Below are 23,531 nucleotides of genomic sequence, written 5' to 3'. Positions count from 1 at the left end.
GCCTTTCTGTCGCCGGCAAGATCCGGAAGACAGGCCCTAGCTAGGTCAGTCCCGCCGCGCGGGCGCGTTCCACCGCCGGGCCGATCGCCTGGGCGACCGCGTCGACGTCGGCCTGGGTGGAGGTGTGGCCGAGGGAGAAGCGCAGGGTGCCGCGCGCCAGGTCCGGATCGGTGCCGGTGGCGAGCAGGACGTGGCTGGGCTGGGCGACGCCCGCGGTGCAGGCGGAGCCGGTGGAGCACTCGATGCCCTGGGCGTCCAGCAGGAGCAGCAGGGAGTCGCCCTCGCAGCCGGGGAAGGTGAAGTGCGCGTTGGCGGGCAGGCGGCCCTCGGGCGCCGGGTCGCCGCCGAGGATCGCGTCCGGTACGGCGGCACGCACGGCGTCGATCAACTGGTCGCGCAGGGCGCCGATCTCCCGGGCGAACCACGCGCGCTGCTCGGTGGCGAGACGGCCGGCGACGGCGAAGGAGGCGATGGCCGGGACGTCGAGGGTGCCGGAGCGGACGTGGCGTTCCTGACCGCCGCCGTGCAGCACGGGCACCGGGGTGTACTCGCGGCCGAGGAGGAGCGCGCCGATGCCGTAGGGGCCGCCGATCTTGTGCCCGGAGACCGTCATCGCGGCCAGCCCGGAGGCGGCGAAGTCGACCGGGAGCTGGCCGAAGGCCTGGACCGCGTCGGCGTGCAGCGGGATGCCGAACTCGGCGGCGACGTCGGCGAGTTCCCGGACCGGCATGACGGTGCCGATCTCGTTGTTCGCCCACATCACGGTGGCCAGGGCCACGTCGTCGGGGTTGCGGGCGATGGCCTCGCGCAGCGCGTCGGGGTGGACGCGGCCGTGGGCGTCGACGGGGAGGTACTCGACGGTGGCGCCCTCGTGTTCGCCGAGCCAGTGCACGGCGTCCAGGACGGCGTGGTGCTCGACGGGGCTGGCGAGGACCCGGGTGCGGGCCGGGTCGGCGTCGCGGCGGGACCAGTACAGGCCCTTCACGGCGAGGTTGTCGGCCTCGGTGCCGCCCGAGGTGAAGACGACCTCGCTGGGGCGGGCGCCCAGCGCTTCCGCGAGGGTCTCGCGGGATTCCTCGACCGTGCGGCGGGCCGTGCGGCCGGCTGCGTGGAGAGAGGAGGCGTTGCCCGTGATGCCCAGCCGGGCGGCGAATGCCTCTGCCGCCTCCGGGAGCATGGGGGTGGTCGCGGCGTGGTCGAGGTAAGCCATGGTGTGCCGATTCTACGGTGACCCGGCGCTCGGCCTCGGCCGCAGGGCGGCCGGCGGCCGCCGGGGACCGGAACCGGTCACAGGCTCCAGGACACCGTGTGGGACATCTGCATGGCGATCCCCAGCACCGCGAGGTCGGCGACGCCCAGGGCCAGGCCCAGGTAGGCGCGGCCGCGGCGGGTGGTGCGGCGCCACAGGGCGACGGCGGCCAGGACGATCGCGACCGGGCCCAGGAAGATGTTGAGGACCAGCAGGCCGAGCAGGCCGAGGATGAAGGAGGCGACGGCCATGCCGTCGGCGTCCCGCGCGGGCGAGGTGCCGGCGGAGGTGGCGGTGCGGGTCTTGGCCGGTGCGGTGAGTTGCATGGTGCTCAGCTCCTTGAAGCCTGGTGCGGTCAGTGGGCCGAGGGGTCGCGACGGCGGGCGTGGCGCTCGCGCAGCGCGAAGACGCCGAGCCAGACGGCGATGACGGCGGCCAGCAGGCCGGTGACGGCCAGCGGCGCGTGGGCGACGGTGCCCAGCACCACGCCGAGCAGCATGAGTGCGGCGACGAGGAACAGCATGGGATCGGATCCCCTTCCGTGATGCCTCGTGTGAAGGCCTTGTCGAGGCCTCGTGTGAAGTTTGAGTGAACAGTTGTAGTAACAGTTGTTCACTGACTTCGAGTCTAGCGCGTCCCACGGCTTTTCAATTCCAGAGAACAGTTGTTAACTGGATGACATGAGTCACACCCTCGGCATCCGTCAGGCCCAGAAGCAGAAGACCCGGCAGGCCTTCCTGGACGCGGCGCTCGCGCTGCTGGAGGACCAGAGCCTGAGCAGTCTGGGACTGCGCGAGGTCACCCGGGCCGTCGGTGTCGCCCCGACCGCCTTCTACCGGCACTTCCGCTCGACCGCCGACCTCGGCGTGGCACTGGTCGACGAGGCGCTGGGCAGCCTGCACCCGATGGTGCAGACGACGGTGTCCACGACCGGCGACAGCGATGAACGCATCACCCGGGCGGTCGAGTTGATCGCGGGCCATGTGGCGGCGTACCCGGCGCACGTCCGGTTCGTCGCCCGGGAGCGGCACGGCGGTGTCCAGCCGGTGCGCGCCGCCATCCAGGCCCAACTCGGCCGGTTCGCCGAGGAGGTGAAGGCCGAGCTGGCCAAGGACCCGCAGGCCGCCGGCTGGGACGACGACGACCTGCTGATGCTCGCCCATCTCTACGTCGACCAGATGCTCATCACCGCCTCCCTGTTCCTGGACGCGCTGGAGGCCCCGGAGGAGGAGCGGGAGCGGGTGACCCAGCTGGCCACCCGGCAGCTGCGGCTCATCAGCATCGGGCGCAGCCACTGGCTGGACTGAGCGGCCCCCGGCGAGCGCCGGTTTTCAGCCGGGCTGCCGTTCCGGCTCCTGGTACAGGGCCGCGACGGAACGGACCGCCGCGAGCAGCTCCGCACTGGCCTCGGGCGGTTCCAGGATCTGCACCCCGTCGGAGAAGCCCAGGAGTTGGCGCACCGCGCGCAGGTTCGGGTAGGCGAGCCGGAGGACGACCCACGCGCCCTCGCCGTCCTCCTCGTCTCCGTCCGGGTCTCCGTCCGGCGGACTCGTCAGCTGCGCGGCGGCCATCCGCCGGAACATGTCCAGCCGCTCGCGCCGCACCCGGACCGTGACCTCGATCCCGGCCTCCCGCTCCTCCACCTGGCGGCGCAGCACCTCCCAGGCGTCGGCGAGTTCCACCCCGGGGCGGCGGCGCACGGGTTCGTCCAGCAGCCGGGCGGAGCCCACGCGTTCGGCCCGGAACAGCTGCGGCCGGCCGCGCCGGTCGGCGACCAGGTACCAGACCCCGGCCTTGGCGACCAGGCCGTACGGGTCCACGGTGTACGTCCGCAGGGCGCGCTCCCCGCTGTGCCGGTAGCGCAGCCTCAGCCGGCGGTCGGAGAACACCGCGTCCTGGAGCACCGCAAGGTCGACCGCCGGTTGCGGGCCGCTCTTCCAGCGGGTGGCGTCGACCAGGATGCGCCGGCTGGTGACCTCGGCGGCGGGCCGGTGCGGCGCCGGGAGCGCGGCCATCACCTTGCGCAGGGCCGAGCCGAGGGCCGCGTCCAGGCCGAGCGCGGCATGGGCGCCCTGCGCGGCCAGGATGAACAGCGCCCGGGACTCGTCGGCGGTGAGCCCGGTGACGTCCGTGCGGTAGCCCGCGAGGAGTTGGATGCCGCCGTGCCGCCCGCGCTCGGCGTACACCGGGACGCCGGACGCCGACAGCGCCTCGATGTCCCGGTAGATGGTGCGCACGGACACCTCGAGCCGGTCGGCGAGTTCGTGCGCGGGGACGCGCCCCCGGGTCTGGAGGAGCAGCAGGATCGACAGCAGCCGGTCGGACTTCACCCCGTCAGAATCGCGCCGTTGTCGGGGCGTCGGCAAATGTTGACGTTCCCTGTCAGGTTATCCGGCGATGCTGTGCTCACCGACGTACCGAACGGAGAGACATCGCATGAGCACCACCACCGGATTCACGGACCCCCGCCCCTTCTACGCCCGCGCCACCGAGCAGGCGGCCGCAGTCATCGAGAGGGTGGGGGCGAACGACCTCGGCAGGCCCACGCCGTGTACCGAGTTCGACGTACGGGCCCTGCTGAGCCACATCGTCGGCGGCACCCGGCGGATCGCGGTCGTCGGCGAGGGCGGCGACGGGATGGCGGTGGAGGCGGTCGCCGAGGGCGTCGCCGACGACGGCTGGCCGGCCGCCTACGACGAGGTGCGCACCCGGGTGCTGAAGGCCTGGGACAGCGACGAGCGGATGACGTCCTCGGTGCGGGTGCCCTGGGGCGAGATGCCCGGGCACGCGGCGCTGTCCGGTTATGTGATGGAGATCGTCACCCACACCTGGGACCTCTCGGAGGCGCTCGGGCATCCGCTGGAGCTGGACCCTGAGCTGGCGGAGTTCGCGCTGGCCGCGGCGCGTCAGGCGCTGCCGGACTCCCGCCCGCGGGACGCGCACGTGCCCTTCGACGACCGCAAGGAGGCCGCCGAAGGGGCCGGTGTGTACGAGCAGCTCGCGGCCTGGATGGGCCGTGAACCGCTGCGCCGTCCGTGAGCGCGGCCGCCGCTCAGCCGAGCCGGACCCGGGCCAGCTGACGCGACTGGGCGACCAGGCGGTCCTCGGCGTCCCAGACCTCGGCGTCCTCCTCCAGGAAGCCGCCGGCGAGGTTGCGGGTGGTGATGGAGACCCGCAGCGGGCCGGGGGCCGGGCGGTGGCGGACGTGGACGGTGAGTTCCACCGTGGGCACCCAGCCCTTCAGGCCCAGCTCGAAGGCGGTGGGCGGCAGGGCGTCCACCGCGAGGAGCAGGGAGAGCGGGTCGGCGTCGCGGCCGTCGGCCAGGCCGAACCAGGCCCGCATCTCGCCCTTGCCGGAGGGGGCGCCGAGGGCCCAGCCGAGGGTCGCCGGGTCCAGCTTCAGCATCAGGCGGTCGGTGATGGCGGAGCTGCCCTCGACCGGGGCCGGGCCGTCCTCAGCACCGAAGCACTGGTCCAGGGGCGGCATGGCCGGCGGGGTGGCCGTCGTACGGACGTCGGCGGGGAGGGCGGCGAGGTCGCCGTAGGAGGCCAGGACACGGATGCGTTCCACCTCGTTGCCCTCCTCGTCGTACTGGAAGAGGGAGGCCTGGCCGGTGGAGAGGGTGCGGCCGGTGCGCACGGTCTGGGTGCGGACGACCGCGGGACCGGGCTGGGAGGCGGTGAGGTAGTGCGCGGAGATGGTGAAGGGGTCCGGGTGCGGAAGGCTGTCTCCGAGGGCCCGGCCCAGCACGGCCAGCAGATAGCCGCCGTTGACGGCGTTGATGATGGTCCAGCCGGCCGAGAGGTCGATGTCGTAGACGCCGGGCTCGCGGCGGGTGACCGCGGTGTCGCGGTCGAACTCGCTGTCGCCGATCGTGGCCGTCAGGGCGGGCGCGGAAGCTGCTTCTGGCATGGGTGAACGGTACAACAGAAAGCTACTAAGCGGTAGCTTTTTGGGTCGCGGGAGGGTGCCGGCTCCGCCCCTCAGGTGAGGTTCGGGCAATTTCCCGGTAAGTCTCCCGAGCCGTCCGAAACCCCGGGCTCCGTATTTCCCTCTATGGGGACATGAGCCTCACCGGGACTCCGTTCCTCTACACGACCATCGTGCTGGCGGTGGTCGCCCTTGTTCTGCCGCTTTTCCTCTGGTCGCGGATCCGCGGGCCCAAGGCCCTGCGCACCGCGGCCCGCGTACTGATGCTGCTGTTCGCCCAGGGCACGGCCGTCACACTGGTCTTCGTCCTGGTCAACAACCAGAACAACCTGTACGACAACTGGGCCGACCTGCTCGGCACCGGCAACCATGTGCAGCAGGCCGCCGACCTCGGCCGCGACGGCACCGGTGGCATTTCGGTGAAACGGTTGCCCAAGGTCAAGCAGACCTTCACCCAGGCCGACGGGCCCGGCATGCACGCGGCCGGCGGCGTGCGCATCACCCAGCTCAAGGGCCGGATCTCGGGCGTCAACGCCGAGGTCTACGTCTGGCTGCCGCCGCAGTACAACGACCCGGCCTACGCCCACAAGAAGTTCCCGGTGGTGGAGGTGCTGCCGGGCTACCCCGGGTCCGCCAAGGCCTGGTTCGGCTCCATGAGGGCGCACGAGCAACTGCTGCCGCTGATGCAGAGCGGCCAGGTGGCGCCGTTCATCATGGTCGCCCCGCGCACCAACCTGCTGGCCGGCGTGGACACCGGCTGCGCCAACATCCCCGGCCAGGTCAACGCCGACAGCTGGCTCAGCATCGACGTGCCGAAGATGGTCATGGACAACTTCCGCGCGCTGCCGGCCCCGCGGGGCTGGGCGGTCGCGGGCTACTCGGCCGGCGCGCACTGCGCGGTCAAGCTGGCCGTGGCGCACCCGGACCGGTACAGCGCCGCGGTGAGCATGTCCGGGTACAACGACCCGATCGGCGAGCGCAACTCCCTCGCCGCGCAGACCCCCGCCCTGCGCGCCGCGAACAACCCCTTCATGATCCTGAAGAAGTCGCCCACCCCGCCGCCGATCGCGCTGTACATCTCCGGCGAGTCCGGTGACGGCTACCAGGCGGGCGTGGCGCTGGAGTCCGTCGCCAAGGCACCCACCACCGTGCACGTGGTGTTCCTGCCGCGCAGCCTGGGCGGGCACAACATGGCGCTGTGGCGGCCCCAGGTGCCCACGATCTTCCGCTGGCTGACCCTTCAGATGGGGCAGAACCACGCCAAGGGCAAGGACACCTCTCTTACCGGAACCGGTAATTCTCTTACCGGAACGGCCGCCGGACCGAGCGGCGCGGCCCCCGGCTCTACTCCTCGGTCACCGTCGAGCGGCGGTTCCACGCCCGCGGAGCTCGCCAGTGGAACCGCATCGCGAGCAGGCGCAGCACAAAAGCGGTGACGACCGCGAGCCCACTGGTGAGGGGGGTCAGCGCGTCGTAGCGGATGCACAGGGCCACCATCGTGGCGCCCACCATGGCTGGGACCGCGTACAGGTCGCGGTCCCAGCGCAGCAGCGAGGGCACCTCGTTGGCCAGCACGTCCCGCAGCACACCGCCGCCGACGGCGGTGGCGAGGCCCAGGGTCGCCGACGCGGTCAGGCCGAGGCCGTAGCTGTACGCCTTCGTCGTACCGCTCACACAGAACAGGCCGAGGCCGGCCGCGTCGAAGACCAGCACCGCCGCCTGGATGCGCTCCACGTGCGGATGCAGGAAGAAGACCACGAGCGCGGCGAGCAGCGGGGTCAGGAAGTACCCGAGGTCCGTGAACGCGGCCGGTGGTACGGCTCCGATCACCACGTCGCGGAAGAGTCCCCCGCCCAGCGCGGTGACCTCGGCGAGGACGGCGATGCCGAAGACGTCGAAGTTCTTCCGGACCGCCAGCAGCGCGCCGGAGATCGCGAACACGAAGATGCCGATGACATCGAGCGTGTGCTGGACGGAGGGACTGAAGAGTTGCTGGAGCACCCTGACATTCTCACCTGTCGAAGGGTGTGAACCTTACAAAGCCAGGCTCACAGGGCCGGCTTCCCTGTGCTGAACAGCCAGGTGTCGAACAGGTCGCCCAACTGCTGCCCGCTGACGCGCTCGGCGAGGCGGATGAAGTCGGCGGTGTCCGCGTTGCCGTACCGGTGGAGCTTCGTCCAGGCGGGCAGCAGCCTGAAGAAGGCGGTGTCGCCGATCCGCTCGCGCAGCATCTGGAGCGTCATCGCGCCGCGCTGGTAGACGGCGGAGGAGAACATGGTGTCGCGCTGCGGGTCGGCCACCTCGATCTGCCAGAAGGCGGCGTCGGCGGGGCGGGAGTCGTAGGCGGCGCGGAAGGAGTCGTGGGCGGAGCGGGTGCCCTTGTGCTCGGCCCACAGCCACTGCGCGTAGGTGGCGAAGCCCTCGTTGAGCCAGATGTCCTGCCAGCGCGCCACGCTCACCGAGTCGCCGAACCACTGGTGGGCCAGCTCGTGCACGATGGTCGTCTCGTTGCGGACGGCCGAGTAGGCGGGCTTGCTCTGCACCTCCAGCGAGAACCCGGCCTCGGGCATGTCGTCCACGATCGCGCCGGTCTCCTCGAACGGGTACGGCCCGAAGACCTGCGACCAGTAGTCGGTGGCGGCCGCGGTGACGGCGTACACATCGACGTCGTTGCTGTTCTTCAGGACCGGGTCGATGGCGACGTAGACCGGGATCCCGCCGGGGGTCCGCCCGGTGCGCACGTCGAACTTCCCGATGGTGGCGGTGGCGAGATAGGTCGCCATGGGCCGCGACTCCCGCCAGTGGGTGTACGTCGACCCGCCCCGGTCGTGGCGCGAGACCAGCCGGCCGTTGGAGACGGCGGTCAGGCCCTTGGGCGCCTTGATCCGGATGTCGTAGGTGGCCTTGTCGGAGGGGTGGTCGCTGGACGGGAACCAGGTGGAGGCGGCGTTGGGCTCACAGGCGACGAAGACGCCGTCGGCCGTCTTCATCCAGCCGTAGGAGGAGCCGAACACGATGGGACCGCTGAGCGGCTGCGGTACGCCGCCGTAGCGGACGGTCACGCTGAAGGTGCGGCCCTCGGGGATCGCGCCGCGCGGGGTGACGGTGACCTCGTCCCCGTCCCGGCTGAACTCGGCCTGCCTGCCGTTCACTTCGACCCGGGCGATGTCCAGCTGCTGGAGGTCGAGGTCGAAGGAGGACAGCGCCTGGGTGGCGCGCGCGGTGAGGGTGGTACGGCCGTCCAGGCGGCCGGTGTCGGGGGCGTAGGCGAGGTCCAGGTCGTAGTGGAGGGCGTCGAACCCGCCGTTGCCGAGCCGGGGGAAGTAGGCGTCGCCGATGCCGGGGGCGCCCGGGGTGGGGGCGGGGGCGGCGGCGATGAGCAGGAAGGAGGCCGCCGCGGTGGCGAGGAGGCCGGAACGTGCCGAACGGGAGAATGCCATGGTCGTCCCTTTCGAGCGTGCCGATCAGTGGTCGGACACGGACGACTGTGCACTCTCCCGTTCAGCCATGTACATGACTTTGCCGAGCTGTCATGTGCTACTTGTCGGTTGACTCCTGGGAGTCGGAGGCCCCGCCGGAAGCGGCGGCGGACTCGTCAGCGGACTCCTCGGCGGGCTCGTCCGTGGACTCTTCCGTCGACTCTTCCGTCGACGCTTCCGTGGACTCCTGCGCGGATTCCTCGGCGGGTTCGGCCGCGGTCTCCCCGGCCGGCTCCTCCGTGGTCTCCCCGGCCGGCTTCGCAGGGGCCTTTTCCGGGGTCTTCTCCGCGGTCTTCTCCGCGGTCTTCTCCGCGGCTTCCTCGGCGAGTTCCGCCGCCACCGCCGCCGAGGTCTGGGCCGACTCCGCGAGGACCTCGTCGGCGACCAGCTCCGCCGCCTCCTTCGCGGCGGTGAGCAGGACGGTGTCCTGCGGAGCCTGGTCCTCGAAGTTCTCCGGGTGGTGGCAGGCCACCCGCTGGCCCGGCCGCAGCTCCTTGAGCGGCGGCTCGACCGTGGCGCAGATCTGCGTCGCCTTCCAGCACCGGGTGTGGAAGCGGCAGCCGCTCGGCGGCGAGATCGGCGAGGGCACGTCGCCCTTGAGCAGGATGCGCTCGCTCTTCGCGTTCTTCCGCTTCGGGTCCGGGATCGGCACCGCCGACATCAGCGCCTTGGTGTACGGGTGCATCGGCTCCCGGTACAGCAGGTCGCGGTCGGCCAGCTCGACGATCTTGCCGAGGTACATCACCGCGATCCGGTCCGAGACGTGCCGGACGACCGAGAGGTCGTGCGCGATGATCACGTAGGTCAGGCCCAGTTCCTCCTGGAGGTCGTCCATGAGGTTCACGACCTGGGCCTGGACCGACACGTCCAGCGCGGAGACCGGCTCGTCGGCGACGACCAGCTTCGGCTTCAGGGCGAGCGCGCGGGCGATGCCGATGCGCTGGCGCTGACCGCCGGAGAACTCGTGCGGATAGCGGTTGTAGTGCTCGGGGTTGAGGCCGACCACCGACAGCAGCCGCTGCACCTCCTTCTTGATCCCGCCCTCGGGCTCGACGCCCTGGAGCCGGAAGGGGGCGCTGACGATCGTGCCGATGGTGTGGCGCGGGTTCAGCGAGGAGTACGGGTCCTGGAAGATCATCTGCACATCGCGGCGCAGCGGACGCATGCCGCCGACGCCGAGGTGCGTGATGTCCTTGCCCTCGAACTCGATGCTGCCGCCGGTCGGTTCCAGCAGCCGGGTGATCAGCCGGCCCATGGTCGACTTGCCGCAGCCGGACTCGCCCACGACACCGAGGGTCTCACCGGCGCGGACCTCGAAGTCGATGCCGTCCACCGCGCGGACCGCGCCGACCTGCCGCTGCAACAGCCCCTTCTTGATGGGGAAGTGCTTCTGGAGCCCGGTCACCTTCAGCAGGATCTCGCCGGGGGCGGCGTCCTTGGTGAGGGTGGCCGTGCCGGAGGTCTTCGTGGCCCTGGAGTCGGCCTCGGCACCGTCGCTCTGGGCAGGAATGCTCACTGCCTCGTCCTTGGCGTTCTCACTCACAGCTTCGGCGCAATCTCTTCGGTCCAGATCCGCTCCCGCTGCTCCTGCGACATGTGGCAGGCGGCCCAGTGCTTGCTGCCGACCTCGGTCAGCTCGGGGCGGACCGTGCGGGTCACGTTGTCCTTCGGGATGTCGGCGTACGGGCAGCGCGGGTTGAAGGCGCAGCCGGACGGGACGTTGATCAGCGAGGGCGGGGAGCCCTTGACCGGGATCAGCCGCTCCTGCTGGTCGCGGTCGAGGCGCGGCATCGAGCCGAGCAGGCCCCAGGTGTAGGGGTGGCGGGGCTCGTAGAACACCTTCTCCGCCGGGCCGCGCTCGACGCAGCGGCCGCCGTACATCACCAGGATGTCGTCGGCCAGTTCGGCGACGACGCCCAGGTCGTGGGTGATGATGATGACCGCGGAGCCGAACTCCTTCTGGAGATCGCGGATCAGGTCGAGGATCTGCGCCTGGACGGTCACGTCCAGGGCGGTCGTCGGCTCGTCCGCGATGAGCAGTTCGGGGTTGTTGACCAGCGACATGGCGATCATCGCGCGCTGGCGCATACCGCCGGAGAACTCGTGCGGGTAGTTGTCCACCCGCTTGTCCGGCTGCGGGATGCCGACCCGGTCGAGCATCTCGATCGCGCGCCGGCGGGCGGTCTTCTTGTCGACGTCGTGGTGGATCCGGTACGCCTCCACGATCTGCTGGCCGATCGTGTAGTACGGGTGCAGCGCGGACAGCGGGTCCTGGAAGATCATCGCCATCTCGCGGCCGCGCATCCGGCGCACCCGGTCGGGGTCGGCGGACAGCAGCTCGGTGCCGTTCAGCCAGATCTCGCCGGAGATCCGGGCCTTGCGCTTGCCGTACTGGCCGGCGGTGTGCAGGCCCATGATGCCGAGCGAGGTCACCGACTTGCCGGAGCCGGACTCGCCCACGATGCCGAGGGTCTTGCCCTTCTCCAGCTGGAAGCTGAGCCCGTCGACGGACTTCACCAGACCGTCGTCGGTCGGGAAGTGCACCTTCAGGTCGCGCACTTCGAGGAACGACGCCGGCGCGTCCGGAGCCGAGGATTCCGTGGGCTCGCCGACGGCCGCGCCCGTCTTGCTGAGTTCGGTCATGCGAGCCTCACTCGGGGGTCGATCACGGCGTACAGGACGTCCACCAGAAGGTTGGCGATGAGCACCGCGAGGGAGGTGATCAGGGTGACACCCAGGATGATGGGCAGGTCCTGGTTCTTGATGGCGCTCAGCACGGCCTGGCCGAGGCCGGGGATGCTGAACGTGGTCTCGGTGAGGATCGCGCCGCCGATGAGGGCGCCGAGGTCCATGCCGAGCATGGTCAGGATCGGGGTCATCGTGGAGCGCATGGCGTGCTTGCCGATGACGACCTGCTCCTTGAGGCCCTTGGCCCGGGCGGTGCGGATGTAGTCCTCGCCGAGGACCTCCATCATGGTCGCCCGGGTGATCCGGGCGTACATCGCCGCGTACAGGAAGGCGAGGGTGGTCCAGGGCAGGATCATGCTGGCGAACCAGCCGCCCGGGTCGTCGCCGAGCGGGACGTACTTGGCGCTGAACCAGTGCAGCCCGAAGACGAAGATCGCCGAGGCGAGCAGACCGGTGAAGTAGATGGGGAGGGAAACACCGCTGAGGGCGATGAGCATCGCACCGCGGTCCCAGATGCTGCCCCGCTTGATGGCGGAGAGCACACCCGCCGCGACACCGAAGACCAGCCAGAGCACCGCGGCACCGAGCGCGAGACCCAGGGTCACCGGGAAGCGGTCGGTCAGCACCGGCCAGACGGCCTGCTCACTGCGGAAGGAGTAGCCGAAGCACGGCGCGGCGCAGTGGGTGACATCGCCGCCGGCCGCGTAGGTGCGGCCCACGAAGATGCCCTTGAAGAAGTGCCAGACCTGGAGGTACACCGGGTCGCCCAGACCCAGCTTCTCGCGCACCGCCGCCACGGCGTGCGGGTCTGCCTGCTTGCCCACGAAGCTCGTGGCGATGTCGACGCCCGCCCACTTGGGGACGAGGAAGAAGATGCTGAAGACCACCAGGACGATGACCACGAGCATCACTGCGGCGGCGAACAGCCGCCTGATGAGGTAAGCGAGCACAGCTTACGGCCCGCCGCGAACCGCGGGCCCCGGAGGTCGTCCGTGGGGCCCGCGGCTCGCCGCGCCGGCCTTCACCTGCCTTTCGTGCCGTACGGCGGGTGTGCCGGTTTTACTTCGTGGACTTCAGACCGATGTTGACGAAGTCGTAGTAGCCGCTGTACGCGTTCGTCGTGTACACGTTGCCGACCCGGGAGGAGCGGAAGTTGAGGAACCGCTCGAAGGTGAAGGGCAGGTAGTACGCGCCCTCCATGACCTTGTGGTTGATCTCCGTGGAGATCTGGGTCTTCTTCGACGCGTCCAGCGTGGCGCTGTACTGGTCGAACAGGCCGTCGATCGTCTTGTCCTTGATCAGGGCGTAGTTGTTGTTACCGCTCTGCAGGATGTACTTGCTGCTCCACAGCGGGATGCCGTAGCCCTGGACGGTCGGGAAGTCCGGACCCCAGCCCATGATGATGATGCCGAGCTTCTTCTTCGCGACGTTCGAGGGGCTGCCGATGATGCCCGGGGACTGCGAACCGTCGTACTGGTAGATGTCGGCCTTGATGCCGACCTTCTTCAGCGCCGCCTGGAGGGACTCGGAGGTGGCGACTTCCTGCTGCTTGTTGTTGCGGACCGCGATGGTGGTCGAGAAGCCGTTCGGCTGACCGCAGGCCTTCAGCTCCTGCTTGGCCAGGGCGACGTTGCCGTTCTTGTTCTTCGTCGCGATCTGGTACGGGTCGTACTTCTGGCCCTCGCCACCGGAGACCGACGGCGGGAGCATGTTGGTGCCGATGTCACCACCGGCGACCGGGCCACCGCGGGCGGTCTGGAGCGACACGTGGTCGGCGGCGTAGATGACGGCCTTGCGGCAGTGGATGTTGTCGAACGGCTTGACGCTCTGCGGGAAGACCGCGTAGCGGATGAAGCCGGAGACCGGGTTGTCCAGGTTGCCCTTGTTCTGCTTCAGGGCTATCTGGCGGCCCTGGGGGCCCAGGCTGGTCTGCGACGCGTCGATGTCGTAGTCGCCGTTGATCAGCTGCTGGTCGGAGTTGGTCTGGTTGGTGGAGATGTCCAGCGTGATCTTGTCCGGGTACGCCTTGCGGACCGGGTCCGAGGACGCGTTCCACTTGTCGTTGCGGACCAGCACGAGACCCTTGCCCGGGGTGTACGACTGGAACTTGTACGGGCCGGAGGAGAACGGGTGCAGGCCGTACTTGGACTTGGTGTCCTTGTCCTGGCGGACCGGGGCGCCCGTGGTCATGGCCAGTGCCTGCGGGAAGTCCGAGTTGGCCTTCGGCAGGTGGAAGACGATCGTCTTGGCGTCGGGCGTCTGGATCGCGCTCAGGCCCAGGTGGTCCTTGGTGGAGTCCTTGTAGGGGCCCTTGTAGGTGTTCTTCGGGTCCAGCATCTGCTGGAGGTAGATCGGACCGCCGGACAGCACGTCCTGCGCCCAGACGCGCTCGATGCCGTACTTGACGTCCTGGGAGGTGATCGGCTTGCCGTCCTCCCACGTGATGCCGTCGCGCAGGGTGAAGGTGTAGGTCTTGCCGTCGGCCGAGACCTTGCCCATGTCCGTGGCGAGGTCCGGGGTGAGCTGGGCTCCCTCGGCGCCCGGCGCGGTCTTGTAGGTCAGCAGCTGACGGCTGTAGTAGCGGGAGAAGTCCCACATGAAGCCGTAGTAACCGCGCGTGGTGTCCCACGAGTCGGCGTCCTGCGTGCTGACGTACTTGAGCGTGCCGCCCTTCTTGACGAGGTTGGCCTGGGCGACCTTGTTGACGGCCGCGTTGAAGCCGGCAGCGCCGTCCTTCGAGCCGCCGTCGCCGCTGCTGTCGCCTCCGCCGCACGCCGCCGTGGTCAGCAGGCCGGCGACCACTGCGGCAGCGGCGAGGGCCTGCTTGCGCCGCCCTGAGGTGCGTTCGGTAGTCACGATCTCGGATCCTCCGGATTTGATGAGAGACCCCGTGGAAGAGCTCACGGGACGCTTGGGGGTTGGCACCTCAGCGGGAACCCTTCGGGTCCAGCGCGTCCCGCACGCCGTCGCCGAACAGGTTGAAGGCCAGCACCGTGATGAAGATCGCCACGCCCGGGATCACCATGTACATGGGGTCCGAGTCGTAGTAGTCGATCGCGCTCGAGAGCATCTGCCCCCAGGAGGAGGTGGGCGGCTTGACGCCCACGCCCAGGAAGCTGAGTGCCGCCTCGGTGAGGATGTTGGTGGGGATCATCATCGTCGTGTACACGATGATGGGCGCGACGAGGTTGGGCAGCAGCTCCTTGAAGAGGATGTAGAGCCGCCCGGCACCGAGCGAGCGGGCCGCCTCCACGTACTCGCGTTCGCGCAGGCTGAGGGTCTGGCCGCGGACCACGCGGCCGATGTACGGCCAGCCGAAGAAGCCGATGACCAGGATCATCACGAACACGCGCACGCCGGTGCCGGAGAGACCCAGCATCTCGTTGGGCATGACGGAGACCAGGGCGATGATGAACAGCAGCTGGGGGAAGGCGAGCAGACCGTCCATCACACGGCTGATGAGCGAGTCGACCCAGCCGCCGAAGAAGCCGGCGAGAATGCCGAACAGGGTGCCGAGGATGATGGCGACCACCGCGGACAGGAAGCCGACCAGCAGCGAGATCCGGGCGCCGTAGAGGATGCGGGCGAAGATGTCACGGCCGTTGACCGGCTCCACACCGAGCAGATGGTCGCCGCTCATGCCGCCCAGCGAGCCCTTGGGCGTGCTGAACAGCGGGTCGATCAGGCTCTCGTGGTAGAGGTCCGGGTCCTGCCCGACCAGGTTCGCGATGACCGGCGCGAGCAGCGCGATCACGATGAGGACGAGCACGACGATGCCGCCCGTCAGGGCGAGTTTGTCCCGCTTCAGGCGTTCCCAGGCGATCCGCCCCAGGGAACGGCCCTGAACGGCCTTCGCGTCGGTGGCGGCCGTCGCCGCTTCCTCGGCCGCACCCGGGGCCGCTTCCGCGGTCGGCTCGTGCAATGGTGCCGTCATTAGGCTGGGACCCCTCTCAACCGGCGGTAACCGGCCCGCACTTGCCGCTGGTAGCGGCATCAATCAGTCCGTCGTACACAGGGGCGAACCCCTTGAAGGGGGAGTCTTCAACGCCTGCGCGATCAGCCGCCAGCCTTGGCAGTGAATGGATGCGCAACCGTGATGGAAGCAGGTGAACGCCGTTATGCGGACAGTGAGTCCCGGTGACCGGACGGTGACGGAGGGGTTCGCTCCCTCGGACAAGGGTGCCGTTCCGGCCGGCCGGTGACCGAAAGGCGAGGTCAGCGGAGAGGCCGCCGGGAGGTCAGTGCGGGGTCAGTAGCCGCCGTGGGCCGGGGGATAGCCGTAACCGGCGGCCGGGGTCTGGGGCAGGGGCTGGGCCTGGAGTTGCGGCTGGGGCTGGGGCTGGGCCGCGACCGCGTGCGCCTCGCGGTCGTAGAAGGGGCGCGCGTTGGCCCGCATCCACATCACCACGGGGTCGTAGTCGTCGGTCATCGCGACCGTCGACACCGGCAGCCCTTCCGGGACGGCGCCGACGGACTGCTGCATCATCGCGCGCACCGAGTCGACCGCGGCGGGCGAGGTGTCGTAGACGTCCAGACCGATGGCGAGGTACGGCGCTCCGAGCGCCGGCTGCACCCAGGCGCGGCGCAGGGTGCGCAGCGCGGGGGTGCGGTGGGCGTTCTGCGCGAGCAGCGCGTAGAACTGTGGGATCTCGATGCCGGGTTCGGACAGCCGGAGGGGTCCCGCGGGCTGCCGGTCCAGGCCGGTGGCGATACGGCGCAGATCCAGCCAGGGGATGCCGACGCCGCCGCCCGGGGCGTGCGGGTTGAGCCAGAGGCCGTAGTGGTCCGGGTAGAGGGTGCGGGCGACGTCGAGGCCGTCGACGACCTCGTAGGAACGGTTCCAGCCGCTGGCCGAGAGTTCCTGGGCGGAGGTGACGCACGGGGCGTAGTGGAAGCCGCCGACTTCCATGTCCCCGTACTGGGCGTCCGGGGAGCCGGCCTGGCCGTGCCACAGCAGCATCCAGATCTGGCCGGCGGAGGGGGTGGCAAGGGCGCGGAGCAGGGCCTCGTAGGCGTCGTAGCGGCCGGGGGTGACCTGACGCAGCATGTGCTCGACGCTGCCGCTGTGGCTCGCGCTCACCTTGTCGTGCCCTTCTGTTCAGTGCGCCCGGGTTCGGGGACAGCTTAAGCGCCCGGTGGCGCGGAGCCGCCTGTGCGTGCGCGGGTGCGGGTGCCTGGTGGCCACCCGCGCCCCACGCCCCTCGGGTGTCTCTACTGGCCGTACTGGTAGAAGGGCCGGACGTGGTGCTTCAGCCATTCGGCCACGGGGTCGTCCGTCACGTCCAGCAGGACCAGGTTGACCGGCCAGGCGACCGGGACACGGGCGAGGGCCCGGCCCAGCGCCTCCAGGGGACGGGCGCGGAGGTCGCCCTCCCACTGGGAGAGTTCCACGCCGACGAAAAGCACCGGTTCGTCCGTCTCGATCGCGGCGAGACAGCGGCGGGCGGTGTGCACGACACCGATCCCGGCGAACTCGGCGGAGGCGGCGGCGAGGAAGTCCACCGGGTCGTCCTGCCAGTCGGGTTCGAAGAGCCGGACCCGGCCGCCGGCGGCGGGGCCGTCGAGCGGGGTACGGCCGCTGCGGCACAGCTCGGCCACCGCCTGCGGCGGCAGCGGGATGCCGACCACCCCGTCGGGGTTCACCACGATGCCGACCTGCGGGGGCAGTCCGCGGGCGAACTCCACGGCGGGGGCGATGGTGTACCCCATGTGGGAGCCGACGACCTGGCGGAACTGTTCCTCCGAGCTGAACACCGGGACGTACACCTGGCCCGCGATCTCGGTCGTGGGCAGATCCAGCGGGCCGCTGTCCGGGCCGCCGCCGGAGGGCAGCGGGATCCACAGGAAGCTGCGGCCGAGCACCTCCACGATCCGGCCGGCCGCCGCGGGGATCCCGAGGGAGGCCGACAGCACCTCCTCGAGTTCGTTGCCGGGCCAACCGCCGTGCGGGTGGGGGTGCGCCTGAGCCGGGAAGCCCGCGGGAATGTCCGCGGGCAGATCCGCCGGGAAGTCCATCTGCCTACCGCCTGCTGGGAACCACTGCTGTGTGCATGAAGGCTAGCGGGTACACCACCCCCGGCCGTCCGCCCGGCGCCAGCCGGTGAAGGGTACGCGGGGCGGTTGCATGCCCCCCCCCCAGCCGGGCCGGCGCCAGCCGGTGAAGGCTGAGCCGGGAGCGCGCCCGCAGCCGTCCGGGCCGGCATCGAGCGGTGAAGGCCAAGCAGCACACGGCACCCGCAGCCGTCCGACCCGGCGCCAGCCAGTGAAGGACAAGCAGGGTGCCCGCCCGCAGCCGCCCGGTCCAGCGTCAGCCGGTGCAGGCCACGCGACGCACGGCGCCCCCAGCCGTCCAGCCCGGCCCAACCGGCAAAGGCCAAGCGGCGCGGATGCGTGCCCGCGGCTATCCGGCCCGGCCCCCGCCCGCGAAGACCAACCACGACCGTGCGCGTCCGCCCCCATCCGGCCCGGCGCCAGCCGGTGAAGCCCACGCGCGGGTGCCCGCCCGCAGCCGCCCGGTCCAGCGTCAGCCGGTGAAGGCCACGCGACGCACGGCGCCCCCAGCCGTCCAGCCCGGCCCAACCGGCAAAGGCCACGCGGCGCGGGTGCGTGCCCGCGGCCATCCGGCCCGGCCCCCGCCCGCGAAGACCAACCACGACCGTGCGCGTCCGCCCCCATCCGGCCCGACGCCAGCCGGTGAAGCCCACGCGCGGGTGCCCGCCCGCAGCCGCCCGGTCCGGCGCCAGGTCAGGGGGTGAAGGAGAGGGTGTGCAGGGTGTTTGCCGCGGGGCGGTCCAGGAGGAGGGCTGTGGTGCAGCCGGTGGGGAGCTGGCCGCGTTCGATCGCGTCGAGCAGGCGGGCCGTCGTGCGGCGGTGACGGCGGAAGGCGTAGCGGGAGACGCCCCGGCCGCGCTCGCGCTGGCCCGCGCGGGCCGTCGCGGGGTCGACGTCGAGCAGCAGCAGATGCAGGGTGCCGCCGCGGCGGCGGGCCTCCCGGGCGAGCCAGCTCCGCACCCAGGCCTGGGTGCCGCAGTCGTGCACGACGACGCCCTCGCCGGTGCGCAGGGCGCGGCGCAGCGCCGCGTAGTGGGCGAGGCGGACCAGGGGGCGGTAGAGGGCGTAGGGGAGGCCGCGGGGCAGCCGGGCGGCGAAGCGGTCGCGGGTGTCCTGCGAGTCGATGCGGCGGCCGGTGACCGTGCGGTGCATGAGGGTGGACTTGCCGCTGCCGGGCAGGCCGGTGAGCACCACCACGTCACGGGGTCCGAAGAGCAGGGTGCGCGGGGTGCGGCCGGCGCGGTCGCGCAGATCGCGCACGGCGCGGATGGTGGCGCTGGTCCGCTGCCGCGGCACCATGACGCCGGTGGCGTACGCGGGGGTCCTGTTCACCGTGATCGTCCTCCCCTGTCGACTCGGTCAACTTCTTTCCCGTCGACCGTAAAGAGAAGGTAATAGGCGGTGGTGGCGGGCGGGTCCGGGTGCTGCCACAGGTCGGTTACAAAAGCGGCCGCGCCGTGCAATGATGTGCGCGCCAACTGCATACCGGCCGCTTGAATCCGCGCGGGAGAGTCCCCAGCCGTCGCCGCTGGGGCGCCGAAGGAGCAAGTCCCTCCCTTGAATCTCTCAGGCCCCGTTACCGCGCGGGCGAGGCACATCTGAAAAGCGGGCCGCTGTGTCAGTGGCTCCACCCAAGGTGCAAGCCCTGATCGTCCCGGTGGCGGTCGTGGCGAACCTCTCAGGTTCCGATGACAGATGGGGAGGAACGTTCCTCGCCCCGTCCGTGTGCCCTGGGAGACGACCGACCGATGAGCAGCACTGAACTCCGTCACACCGCGCTGGATGCCGTGCATCGCGCGCTCGGTGCGACGATGACCGACTTCGCCGGCTGGGACATGCCCCTGCGCTACGGCTCCGAGCGCGACGAGCACCTCGCCGTACGCACCAAGGCCGGCCTCTTCGACCTCTCCCACATGGGCGAGATCACCGTGACCGGCCCGCAGGCGGCCGCCCTGCTGAACTTCGCCCTGGTCGGCAACATCGCCTCCGTCGGCGTCGGCCGCGCCCGCTACACCATGATCTGCCAGGCCGACGGCGGCATCCTGGACGACCTGATCGTCTACCGGCTCGCCGAGACCGAGTACATGGTCGTGGCCAACGCCTCCAACGCCCAGGTGGTGCTGGACGCGCTGACCGAGCGGGCCGCCGGGTTCGACGCCGAGGTGCGCGACGACCGGGACGCCTACGCGCTGATCGCCGTCCAGGGCCCGGAGTCCCCCGGCATCCTGACGTCGCTGACCGACGCCGACCTCGACGGCCTGAAGTACTACGCCGGCCTGCCCGGCACCGTCGCCGGCGTCCCCGCCCTGATCGCCCGCACCGGCTACACCGGCGAGGACGGCTTCGAGCTGTTCGTGAAGCCGGAGCACGCCGTCGAGCTGTGGCAGGCGCTGACCAAGGCGGGCGAGGGCGCCGGCCTGGTGCCGTGCGGTCTGTCCTGCCGGGACACCCTGCGCCTGGAGGCGGGCATGCCGCTGTACGGGCACGAGCTGACCACCGCCCTCACCCCCTTCGACGCCGGGCTCGGCCGGGTGGTGAAGTTCGAGAAGGAGGGTGACTTCGTCGGGCGCGAGGCGCTCACCGAGGCCGCCGCCCGCGCCGAGCAGAACCCGCCCCGGGTGCTCGTCGGCCTGGTCGCCGAGGGCCGCCGGGTGCCGCGCGCCGGATACGCCGTCGTCTCCGGCGGCGAGGTGATCGGCGAGGTCACCTCCGGCGCCCCCTCCCCCACCCTCGGCAAGCCGATCGCCATGGCCTACGTCGACGCGGCGCACGCGGCGCCGGGCACCCCGGGCGTCGGCGTGGACATCCGGGGCACCCACGAGCCGTACGAGGTCGTGGCTCTGCCCTTCTACAAGCGGCAGAAGTAGACACTGGGCCTCGGCACGTCCCCCTGACGTGACCCTGCGCACATTTCCCCGCCCGGCACCAGGTCCGGCAGTCCCCCCCTTCATCAGCACTCCCGCATGTACAGGAGAATTCAGGCCATGAGCAACCCCCAGCAGCTTCGCTACAGCAAGGAGCACGAGTGGCTGTCGGACGCCGAGGACGGCGTCTCGACGGTCGGCATCACCGAGCACGCGGCCAACGCGCTCGGCGACGTGGTCTTCGTCCAGCTCCCGGCCGTCGGTGACACCGTGACCGCGGGCGAGTCCTGCGGCGAGCTGGAGTCGACCAAGTCGGTCTCCGACCTGTACGCCCCGGTCACCGGTGAGGTCGCCGCGATCAACCAGGACGTCGTGGACGACCCGTCGCTGGTGAACTCCGCTCCCTTCGAGGGCGGCTGGCTGTTCAAGGTGCGTGTGACGGACGAGCCCGAGGCCCTCATGAGCGCCGACGAGTACACCGCCTTCACCGCCGGCTGAGGAGTCGTACCCCGATGACCGTCCTGAACACGTCCCTGCACGAGCTGGACCCGGAGATCGCCGCCGCGGTCGACGCCGAGCTGAGCCGCCAGCAGTCCACGCTGGAGATGATCGCCTCCGAGAACTTCGCGCCGCTCGCGGTGATGGAGGCGCAGGGCTCGGTGCTGACCAACAAGTACGCCGAGGGCTACCCGGGCCGGCGCTACTACGGCGGCTGCGAGCACGTCGACGTCGCCGAGCAGATCGCCATCGACCGGCTCAAGGAGCTGTTCGGCGCCGAGTACGCCAATGTGCAGCCCCACTCCGGCGCCTCCGCGAACCAGGCGGCCCTGTTCGCCCTCGCCCAGCCCGGGGACACCATCCTCGGCCTGGACCTGGCGCACGGCGGCCATCTGACCCACGGCATGCGGCTGAACTTCTCCGGCAAGCAGTTCAACGTGGTCGCCTACCACGTGGACGCCGAGACCGGCCTGGTCGACATGGCCGAGGTCGAGCGGCTCGCCAAGGAGCACCGCCCGAAGGTGATCATCGCGGGCTGGTCGGCGTACCCGCGCCGGCTGGACTTCGCCGAGTTCCGGCGGATCGCCGACGAGGTCGAGGCGTACCTGTGGGTCGACATGGCCCACTTCGCGGGCCTGGTCGCGGCCGGTCTGCACCCGAACCCGGTGGAGCACGCCGACGTCGTGACCTCGACCACCCACAAGACGCTGGGCGGCCCGCGCGGCGGCATCATCCTCGCGAAGAAGGAGTTCGCGAAGAAGCTGAACTCCTCCGTCTTCCCGGGCTTCCAGGGCGGTCCCCTGGAGCATGTGATCGCGGCGAAGGCGGTCTCCTTCAAGGTCGCCGCCTCGGCGGAGTTCAAGGAGCGCCAGCAGCGTACGGTGGAGGGTGCGCGCATCCTCGCCGAGCGCCTGACGGCCGCGGACGCCCGCGAGGCCGGGGTGAACGTCCTGTCGGGCGGCACGGACGTGCACCTGATCCTGGTCGACCTGCGCGAGTCCGAGCTGGACGGCCAGCAGGCCGAGGACCGGCTGCACGAGGTCGGCATCACGGTCAACCGCAACGCCGTCCCGAACGACCCGCGTCCCCCGATGGTCACGTCGGGTCTGCGGATCGGTACGCCGGCCCTGGCGACCCGCGGCTTCACGGCCGAGGACTTCGCCGAGGTCGCCGATGTGATCGCCGAGGCGCTGAAGCCGTCCTACGACGCCGAGGCCCTCAAGGCGCGCGTGAAGGCGCTCGCCGACAAGCACCCGCTGTACCCGGGTCTGAACAAGTAGCTCAGGCCCCCGCAGTACCCGGGTCCGGACCCACGGACCCGGCCAGGCAAGTCCCCGGTGGGGCACCCGGCGATCCCGGGGCCCCGCCACCCCTGCTTTTTGAGGAGTGACCGTGGCCATCTCGGTCTTCGACCTGTTCTCGATCGGCATCGGCCCGTCCAGCTCCCACACGGTCGGCCCGATGCGCGCGGCGCGGATGTTCGCCCGCCGGCTGCGCAACGAAGGGCTGCTGGAACAGACCGCGACCCTCCGGACGGAGCTGTACGGCTCCCTGGGCGCGACCGGGCACGGCCACGGCACCCCGAAGGCCGTCCTGCTCGGCCTGGCCGGCGACTCGCCGCGCACGGTGGACGTGGAGACGGCCGACGCGCGCGTGGACGCGATCAAGGCCGAGGGCCGGATCCGGCTCCTGGGCGAGCACGAGATCGCCTTCGACTTCGACCAGGACCTCGTGCTGCACCGGCGCAAGGCGCTGCCGTACCACGCCAACGGCATGACGCTGTGGGCGTACGACGCCTCCGGCGCGGAGCTGCTGACCAAGACGTACTACTCGGTCGGCGGCGGCTTCGTGGTCGACGAGGACGCGGTCGGCGCGGACCGGATCAAGCTGGACGACACGGTCCTGAAGTACCCCTTCCGCACGGGCGACGAGCTGCTCCGCCTCACCAAGGAGACCGGCCTGTCGATCTCCTCGCTGATGCTGGAGAACGAGCGGGCCTGGCGCACGGAGGAGGAGATCCGCGCGGGCCTGCTGGAGATCTGGCGGGTGATGCGCGCGTGCGTGCAGCGCGGCATGAGCCGCGAGGGCATCCTGCCCGGCGGGCTGAAGGTCCGCCGCCGCGCCGCCGTCTCGGCCCGCCAGCTGCGCGCCGAGGGCGACCCGCTGGCGCACGCGATGGAGTGGCTCACGCTCTACGCGATGGCCGTGAACGAGGAGAACGCGGCCGGCGGCCGGGTGGTCACCGCCCCCACCAACGGCGCGGCCGGGATCATCCCGGCGGTCCTGCACTACTACATGGACTTCGTGCCCGGCGCCGACGAGGACGGCGTGGTCCGCTTCCTGCTCGCCGCCGGCGCGATCGGCATGCTCTTCAAGGAGAACGCCTCCATCTCCGGCGCCGAGGTCGGCTGCCAGGGCGAGGTCGGCTCCGCCTGCTCCATGGCGGCCGGTGCGCTCGCCGAGGTGCTCGGCGGCTCCCCGGAGCAGGTGGAGAACGCGGCCGAGATCGGCATGGAACACAACCTGGGCCTGACCTGCGACCCGGTCGGTGGCCTGGTCCAGATCCCGTGCATCGAGCGCAACGGCATGGCCGCGGTGAAGGCGGTCACGGCCGCGAAGATGGCGATGCGCGGCGACGGCTCCCACAAGGTGTCCCTGGACAAGGTCATCAAGACCATGAAGGACACGGGCGCGGACATGTCGGTGAAGTACAAGGAGACGGCGCGCGGCGGGCTGGCGGTCAATATCATCGAGTGCTGAGACGACGGGGG

22 protein-coding genes and 2 riboswitches are annotated in these 23,531 nt (G+C 70.8%); of the genes, 7 read left to right on the top strand and 15 right to left on the bottom strand.

Annotation, left to right across the window (positions count from 1 at the left end; all coding sequences use genetic code 11):
* Positions 1–40 precede the first annotated feature (40 nt).
* The 3 genes from ACZ5CZ_RS00895 to ACZ5CZ_RS00885 form a co-directional block, all read right to left on the bottom strand.
* The gene (locus ACZ5CZ_RS00895) at positions 41–1,210 is read right to left on the bottom strand and encodes a cysteine desulfurase family protein (RefSeq protein WP_468938045.1); all 1,170 of its coding nucleotides are present in this window, start codon (positions 1,208–1,210) and stop codon (positions 41–43) included.
* Positions 1,211–1,287: 77 nt separating this feature from the next.
* Positions 1,288–1,575: a DUF4190 domain-containing protein gene (locus tag ACZ5CZ_RS00890; protein ID WP_385839822.1), complete on the bottom strand. Its 288-nt coding sequence runs from the start codon at positions 1,573–1,575 to the stop codon at positions 1,288–1,290.
* 29 nt (positions 1,576–1,604) lie between these two features.
* On the bottom strand, positions 1,605–1,772 hold the full coding sequence (locus tag ACZ5CZ_RS00885) for a hypothetical protein (RefSeq protein ID WP_468938043.1): 168 nt from the start codon (positions 1,770–1,772) through the stop codon (positions 1,605–1,607).
* Between the two features lie 157 nt (positions 1,773–1,929).
* Here ACZ5CZ_RS00885 and ACZ5CZ_RS00880 point away from each other — a divergent pair, with 157 nt between their 5' ends.
* The gene (locus tag ACZ5CZ_RS00880; protein ID WP_385839824.1) at positions 1,930–2,556 is read left to right on the top strand and encodes a TetR family transcriptional regulator; all 627 of its coding nucleotides are present in this window, start codon (positions 1,930–1,932) and stop codon (positions 2,554–2,556) included.
* 24 nt (positions 2,557–2,580) lie between these two features.
* Here ACZ5CZ_RS00880 and ACZ5CZ_RS00875 read toward each other — a convergent pair whose 3' ends face one another.
* Entirely contained in the window at positions 2,581–3,579 is a 999-nt protein-coding gene (locus tag ACZ5CZ_RS00875) for a helix-turn-helix transcriptional regulator (protein WP_468938040.1), read from the bottom strand.
* Between the two features lie 106 nt (positions 3,580–3,685).
* Here ACZ5CZ_RS00875 and ACZ5CZ_RS00870 point away from each other — a divergent pair, with 106 nt between their 5' ends.
* On the top strand, positions 3,686–4,288 hold the full coding sequence (locus ACZ5CZ_RS00870; protein ID WP_468938037.1) for a TIGR03086 family metal-binding protein: 603 nt from the start codon (positions 3,686–3,688) through the stop codon (positions 4,286–4,288).
* 13 nt (positions 4,289–4,301) lie between these two features.
* Here the strand turns inward: ACZ5CZ_RS00870 and ACZ5CZ_RS00865 are convergent, their stop codons facing one another.
* Positions 4,302–5,162, bottom strand: a complete 861-nt coding sequence (locus tag ACZ5CZ_RS00865; RefSeq protein ID WP_468938034.1) for a thioesterase family protein — start codon at positions 5,160–5,162, stop codon at positions 4,302–4,304.
* A 152-nt stretch (positions 5,163–5,314) separates the two neighbouring features.
* Here ACZ5CZ_RS00865 and ACZ5CZ_RS00860 point away from each other — a divergent pair, with 152 nt between their 5' ends.
* The gene (locus tag ACZ5CZ_RS00860) at positions 5,315–6,616 is read left to right on the top strand and encodes an alpha/beta hydrolase (RefSeq protein WP_385839828.1); all 1,302 of its coding nucleotides are present in this window, start codon (positions 5,315–5,317) and stop codon (positions 6,614–6,616) included.
* Here ACZ5CZ_RS00860 and ACZ5CZ_RS00855 read toward each other — a convergent pair.
* The 10 genes from ACZ5CZ_RS00855 to ACZ5CZ_RS00810 form a co-directional block, all read right to left on the bottom strand.
* Positions 6,525–7,181: a trimeric intracellular cation channel family protein gene (locus ACZ5CZ_RS00855; protein ID WP_385839829.1), complete on the bottom strand. Its 657-nt coding sequence runs from the start codon at positions 7,179–7,181 to the stop codon at positions 6,525–6,527. The genes ACZ5CZ_RS00860 and ACZ5CZ_RS00855 overlap by 92 nt on opposite strands.
* 47 nt (positions 7,182–7,228) lie before the next feature.
* A complete protein-coding gene (locus ACZ5CZ_RS00850) occupies positions 7,229–8,620 on the bottom strand; it encodes a M1 family metallopeptidase (protein ID WP_468938030.1) in 1,392 nt (463 codons plus the stop codon).
* 97 nt (positions 8,621–8,717) lie between these two features.
* On the bottom strand, positions 8,718–10,175 hold the full coding sequence (locus ACZ5CZ_RS00845) for an ABC transporter ATP-binding protein (protein WP_468938028.1): 1,458 nt from the start codon (positions 10,173–10,175) through the stop codon (positions 8,718–8,720).
* Between the two features lie 23 nt (positions 10,176–10,198).
* Entirely contained in the window at positions 10,199–11,302 is a 1,104-nt protein-coding gene (locus tag ACZ5CZ_RS00840; protein WP_385839832.1) for an ABC transporter ATP-binding protein, read from the bottom strand.
* Positions 11,299–12,297 (bottom strand): ABC transporter permease, encoded by a 999-nt coding sequence (locus ACZ5CZ_RS00835; RefSeq protein WP_468938025.1) that lies wholly within the window; start codon positions 12,295–12,297, stop codon positions 11,299–11,301. The genes ACZ5CZ_RS00840 and ACZ5CZ_RS00835 overlap by 4 nt, the downstream gene beginning before the upstream one ends.
* Positions 12,298–12,406: 109 nt before the next feature.
* Positions 12,407–14,203, bottom strand: coding sequence for an ABC transporter substrate-binding protein (locus tag ACZ5CZ_RS00830; RefSeq protein ID WP_385839834.1), 1,797 nt, complete (start codon positions 14,201–14,203; stop codon positions 12,407–12,409).
* A gap of 70 nt (positions 14,204–14,273) precedes the next feature.
* Complete coding sequence (locus ACZ5CZ_RS00825) at positions 14,274–15,281, bottom strand: ABC transporter permease (RefSeq protein ID WP_385839835.1); 1,008 nt, start codon at positions 15,279–15,281, stop codon at positions 14,274–14,276.
* Between the two features lie 315 nt (positions 15,282–15,596).
* Positions 15,597–16,394: an enhanced serine sensitivity protein SseB C-terminal domain-containing protein gene (locus ACZ5CZ_RS00820; protein ID WP_385840305.1), complete on the bottom strand. Its 798-nt coding sequence runs from the start codon at positions 16,392–16,394 to the stop codon at positions 15,597–15,599.
* A 164-nt stretch (positions 16,395–16,558) separates the two neighbouring features.
* Positions 16,559–17,362: an enhanced serine sensitivity protein SseB gene (locus tag ACZ5CZ_RS00815; protein ID WP_468938021.1), complete on the bottom strand. Its 804-nt coding sequence runs from the start codon at positions 17,360–17,362 to the stop codon at positions 16,559–16,561.
* Between the two features lie 729 nt (positions 17,363–18,091).
* A complete protein-coding gene (locus ACZ5CZ_RS00810) occupies positions 18,092–18,697 on the bottom strand; it encodes an AAA family ATPase (RefSeq protein WP_385840306.1) in 606 nt (201 codons plus the stop codon).
* Between the two features lie 195 nt (positions 18,698–18,892).
* Positions 18,893–18,990, top strand: a riboswitch (glycine riboswitch).
* Positions 18,991–19,103: riboswitch (glycine riboswitch) on the top strand.
* 43 nt (positions 19,104–19,146) lie between these two features.
* On the opposite strand from ACZ5CZ_RS00810, the gene gcvT reads away from it, so the two are divergent.
* From gcvT to ACZ5CZ_RS00790, 4 genes are all read left to right on the top strand, one after another.
* Positions 19,147–20,265, top strand: coding sequence for a glycine cleavage system aminomethyltransferase GcvT (gcvT, locus tag ACZ5CZ_RS00805; RefSeq protein WP_385839837.1), 1,119 nt, complete (start codon positions 19,147–19,149; stop codon positions 20,263–20,265).
* Positions 20,266–20,382: 117 nt separating this feature from the next.
* Positions 20,383–20,760: a glycine cleavage system protein GcvH gene (gene gcvH, locus ACZ5CZ_RS00800; protein ID WP_468938018.1), complete on the top strand. Its 378-nt coding sequence runs from the start codon at positions 20,383–20,385 to the stop codon at positions 20,758–20,760.
* A 14-nt stretch (positions 20,761–20,774) separates the two neighbouring features.
* On the top strand, positions 20,775–22,040 hold the full coding sequence (glyA, locus tag ACZ5CZ_RS00795; RefSeq protein WP_385839839.1) for a serine hydroxymethyltransferase: 1,266 nt from the start codon (positions 20,775–20,777) through the stop codon (positions 22,038–22,040).
* 112 nt (positions 22,041–22,152) lie between these two features.
* Positions 22,153–23,520, top strand: coding sequence for an L-serine ammonia-lyase (locus tag ACZ5CZ_RS00790; RefSeq protein ID WP_385839840.1), 1,368 nt, complete (start codon positions 22,153–22,155; stop codon positions 23,518–23,520).
* Positions 23,521–23,531: the final 11 nt, after the last annotated feature.

The sequence above is a fragment of the Streptomyces sp. NPDC031418 genome (assembly GCF_055581605.1).
The sequence above is the reverse complement of the archived record's forward strand: the minus strand, read 5'-3'. Positions and strand labels throughout refer to the sequence as shown.

Excerpts from the sequence above, each read along its gene's own strand:
- ACZ5CZ_RS00895 (WP_468938045.1), bottom strand. The coding sequence starts at position 1,210 with ATGGCTTACCTCGACCACGCCGCGACCACCCCCATGCTCCCGGAGGCG.
- ACZ5CZ_RS00890 (WP_385839822.1), bottom strand. The coding sequence starts at position 1,575 with ATGCAACTCACCGCACCGGCCAAGACCCGCACCGCCACCTCCGCCGGC.
- ACZ5CZ_RS00885 (WP_468938043.1), bottom strand. The coding sequence starts at position 1,772 with ATGCTGTTCCTCGTCGCCGCACTCATGCTGCTCGGCGTGGTGCTGGGC.
- ACZ5CZ_RS00880 (WP_385839824.1), top strand. The coding sequence starts at position 1,930 with ATGAGTCACACCCTCGGCATCCGTCAGGCCCAGAAGCAGAAGACCCGG.
- ACZ5CZ_RS00870 (WP_468938037.1), top strand. The coding sequence starts at position 3,686 with ATGAGCACCACCACCGGATTCACGGACCCCCGCCCCTTCTACGCCCGC.
- ACZ5CZ_RS00865 (WP_468938034.1), bottom strand. The coding sequence starts at position 5,162 with ATGCCAGAAGCAGCTTCCGCGCCCGCCCTGACGGCCACGATCGGCGAC.
- ACZ5CZ_RS00860 (WP_385839828.1), top strand. The coding sequence starts at position 5,315 with ATGAGCCTCACCGGGACTCCGTTCCTCTACACGACCATCGTGCTGGCG.
- ACZ5CZ_RS00850 (WP_468938030.1), bottom strand. The coding sequence starts at position 8,620 with ATGGCATTCTCCCGTTCGGCACGTTCCGGCCTCCTCGCCACCGCGGCG.
- ACZ5CZ_RS00840 (WP_385839832.1), bottom strand. The coding sequence starts at position 11,302 with ATGACCGAACTCAGCAAGACGGGCGCGGCCGTCGGCGAGCCCACGGAA.
- ACZ5CZ_RS00825 (WP_385839835.1), bottom strand. The coding sequence starts at position 15,281 with ATGACGGCACCATTGCACGAGCCGACCGCGGAAGCGGCCCCGGGTGCG.
- ACZ5CZ_RS00820 (WP_385840305.1), bottom strand. The coding sequence starts at position 16,394 with ATGCTGCGTCAGGTCACCCCCGGCCGCTACGACGCCTACGAGGCCCTG.
- ACZ5CZ_RS00815 (WP_468938021.1), bottom strand. The coding sequence starts at position 17,362 with ATGGACTTCCCGGCGGATCTGCCCGCGGACATTCCCGCGGGCTTCCCG.
- ACZ5CZ_RS00810 (WP_385840306.1), bottom strand. The coding sequence starts at position 18,697 with ATGGTGCCGCGGCAGCGGACCAGCGCCACCATCCGCGCCGTGCGCGAT.
- gcvT (WP_385839837.1), top strand. The coding sequence starts at position 19,147 with ATGAGCAGCACTGAACTCCGTCACACCGCGCTGGATGCCGTGCATCGC.
- gcvH (WP_468938018.1), top strand. The coding sequence starts at position 20,383 with ATGAGCAACCCCCAGCAGCTTCGCTACAGCAAGGAGCACGAGTGGCTG.
- glyA (WP_385839839.1), top strand. The coding sequence starts at position 20,775 with ATGACCGTCCTGAACACGTCCCTGCACGAGCTGGACCCGGAGATCGCC.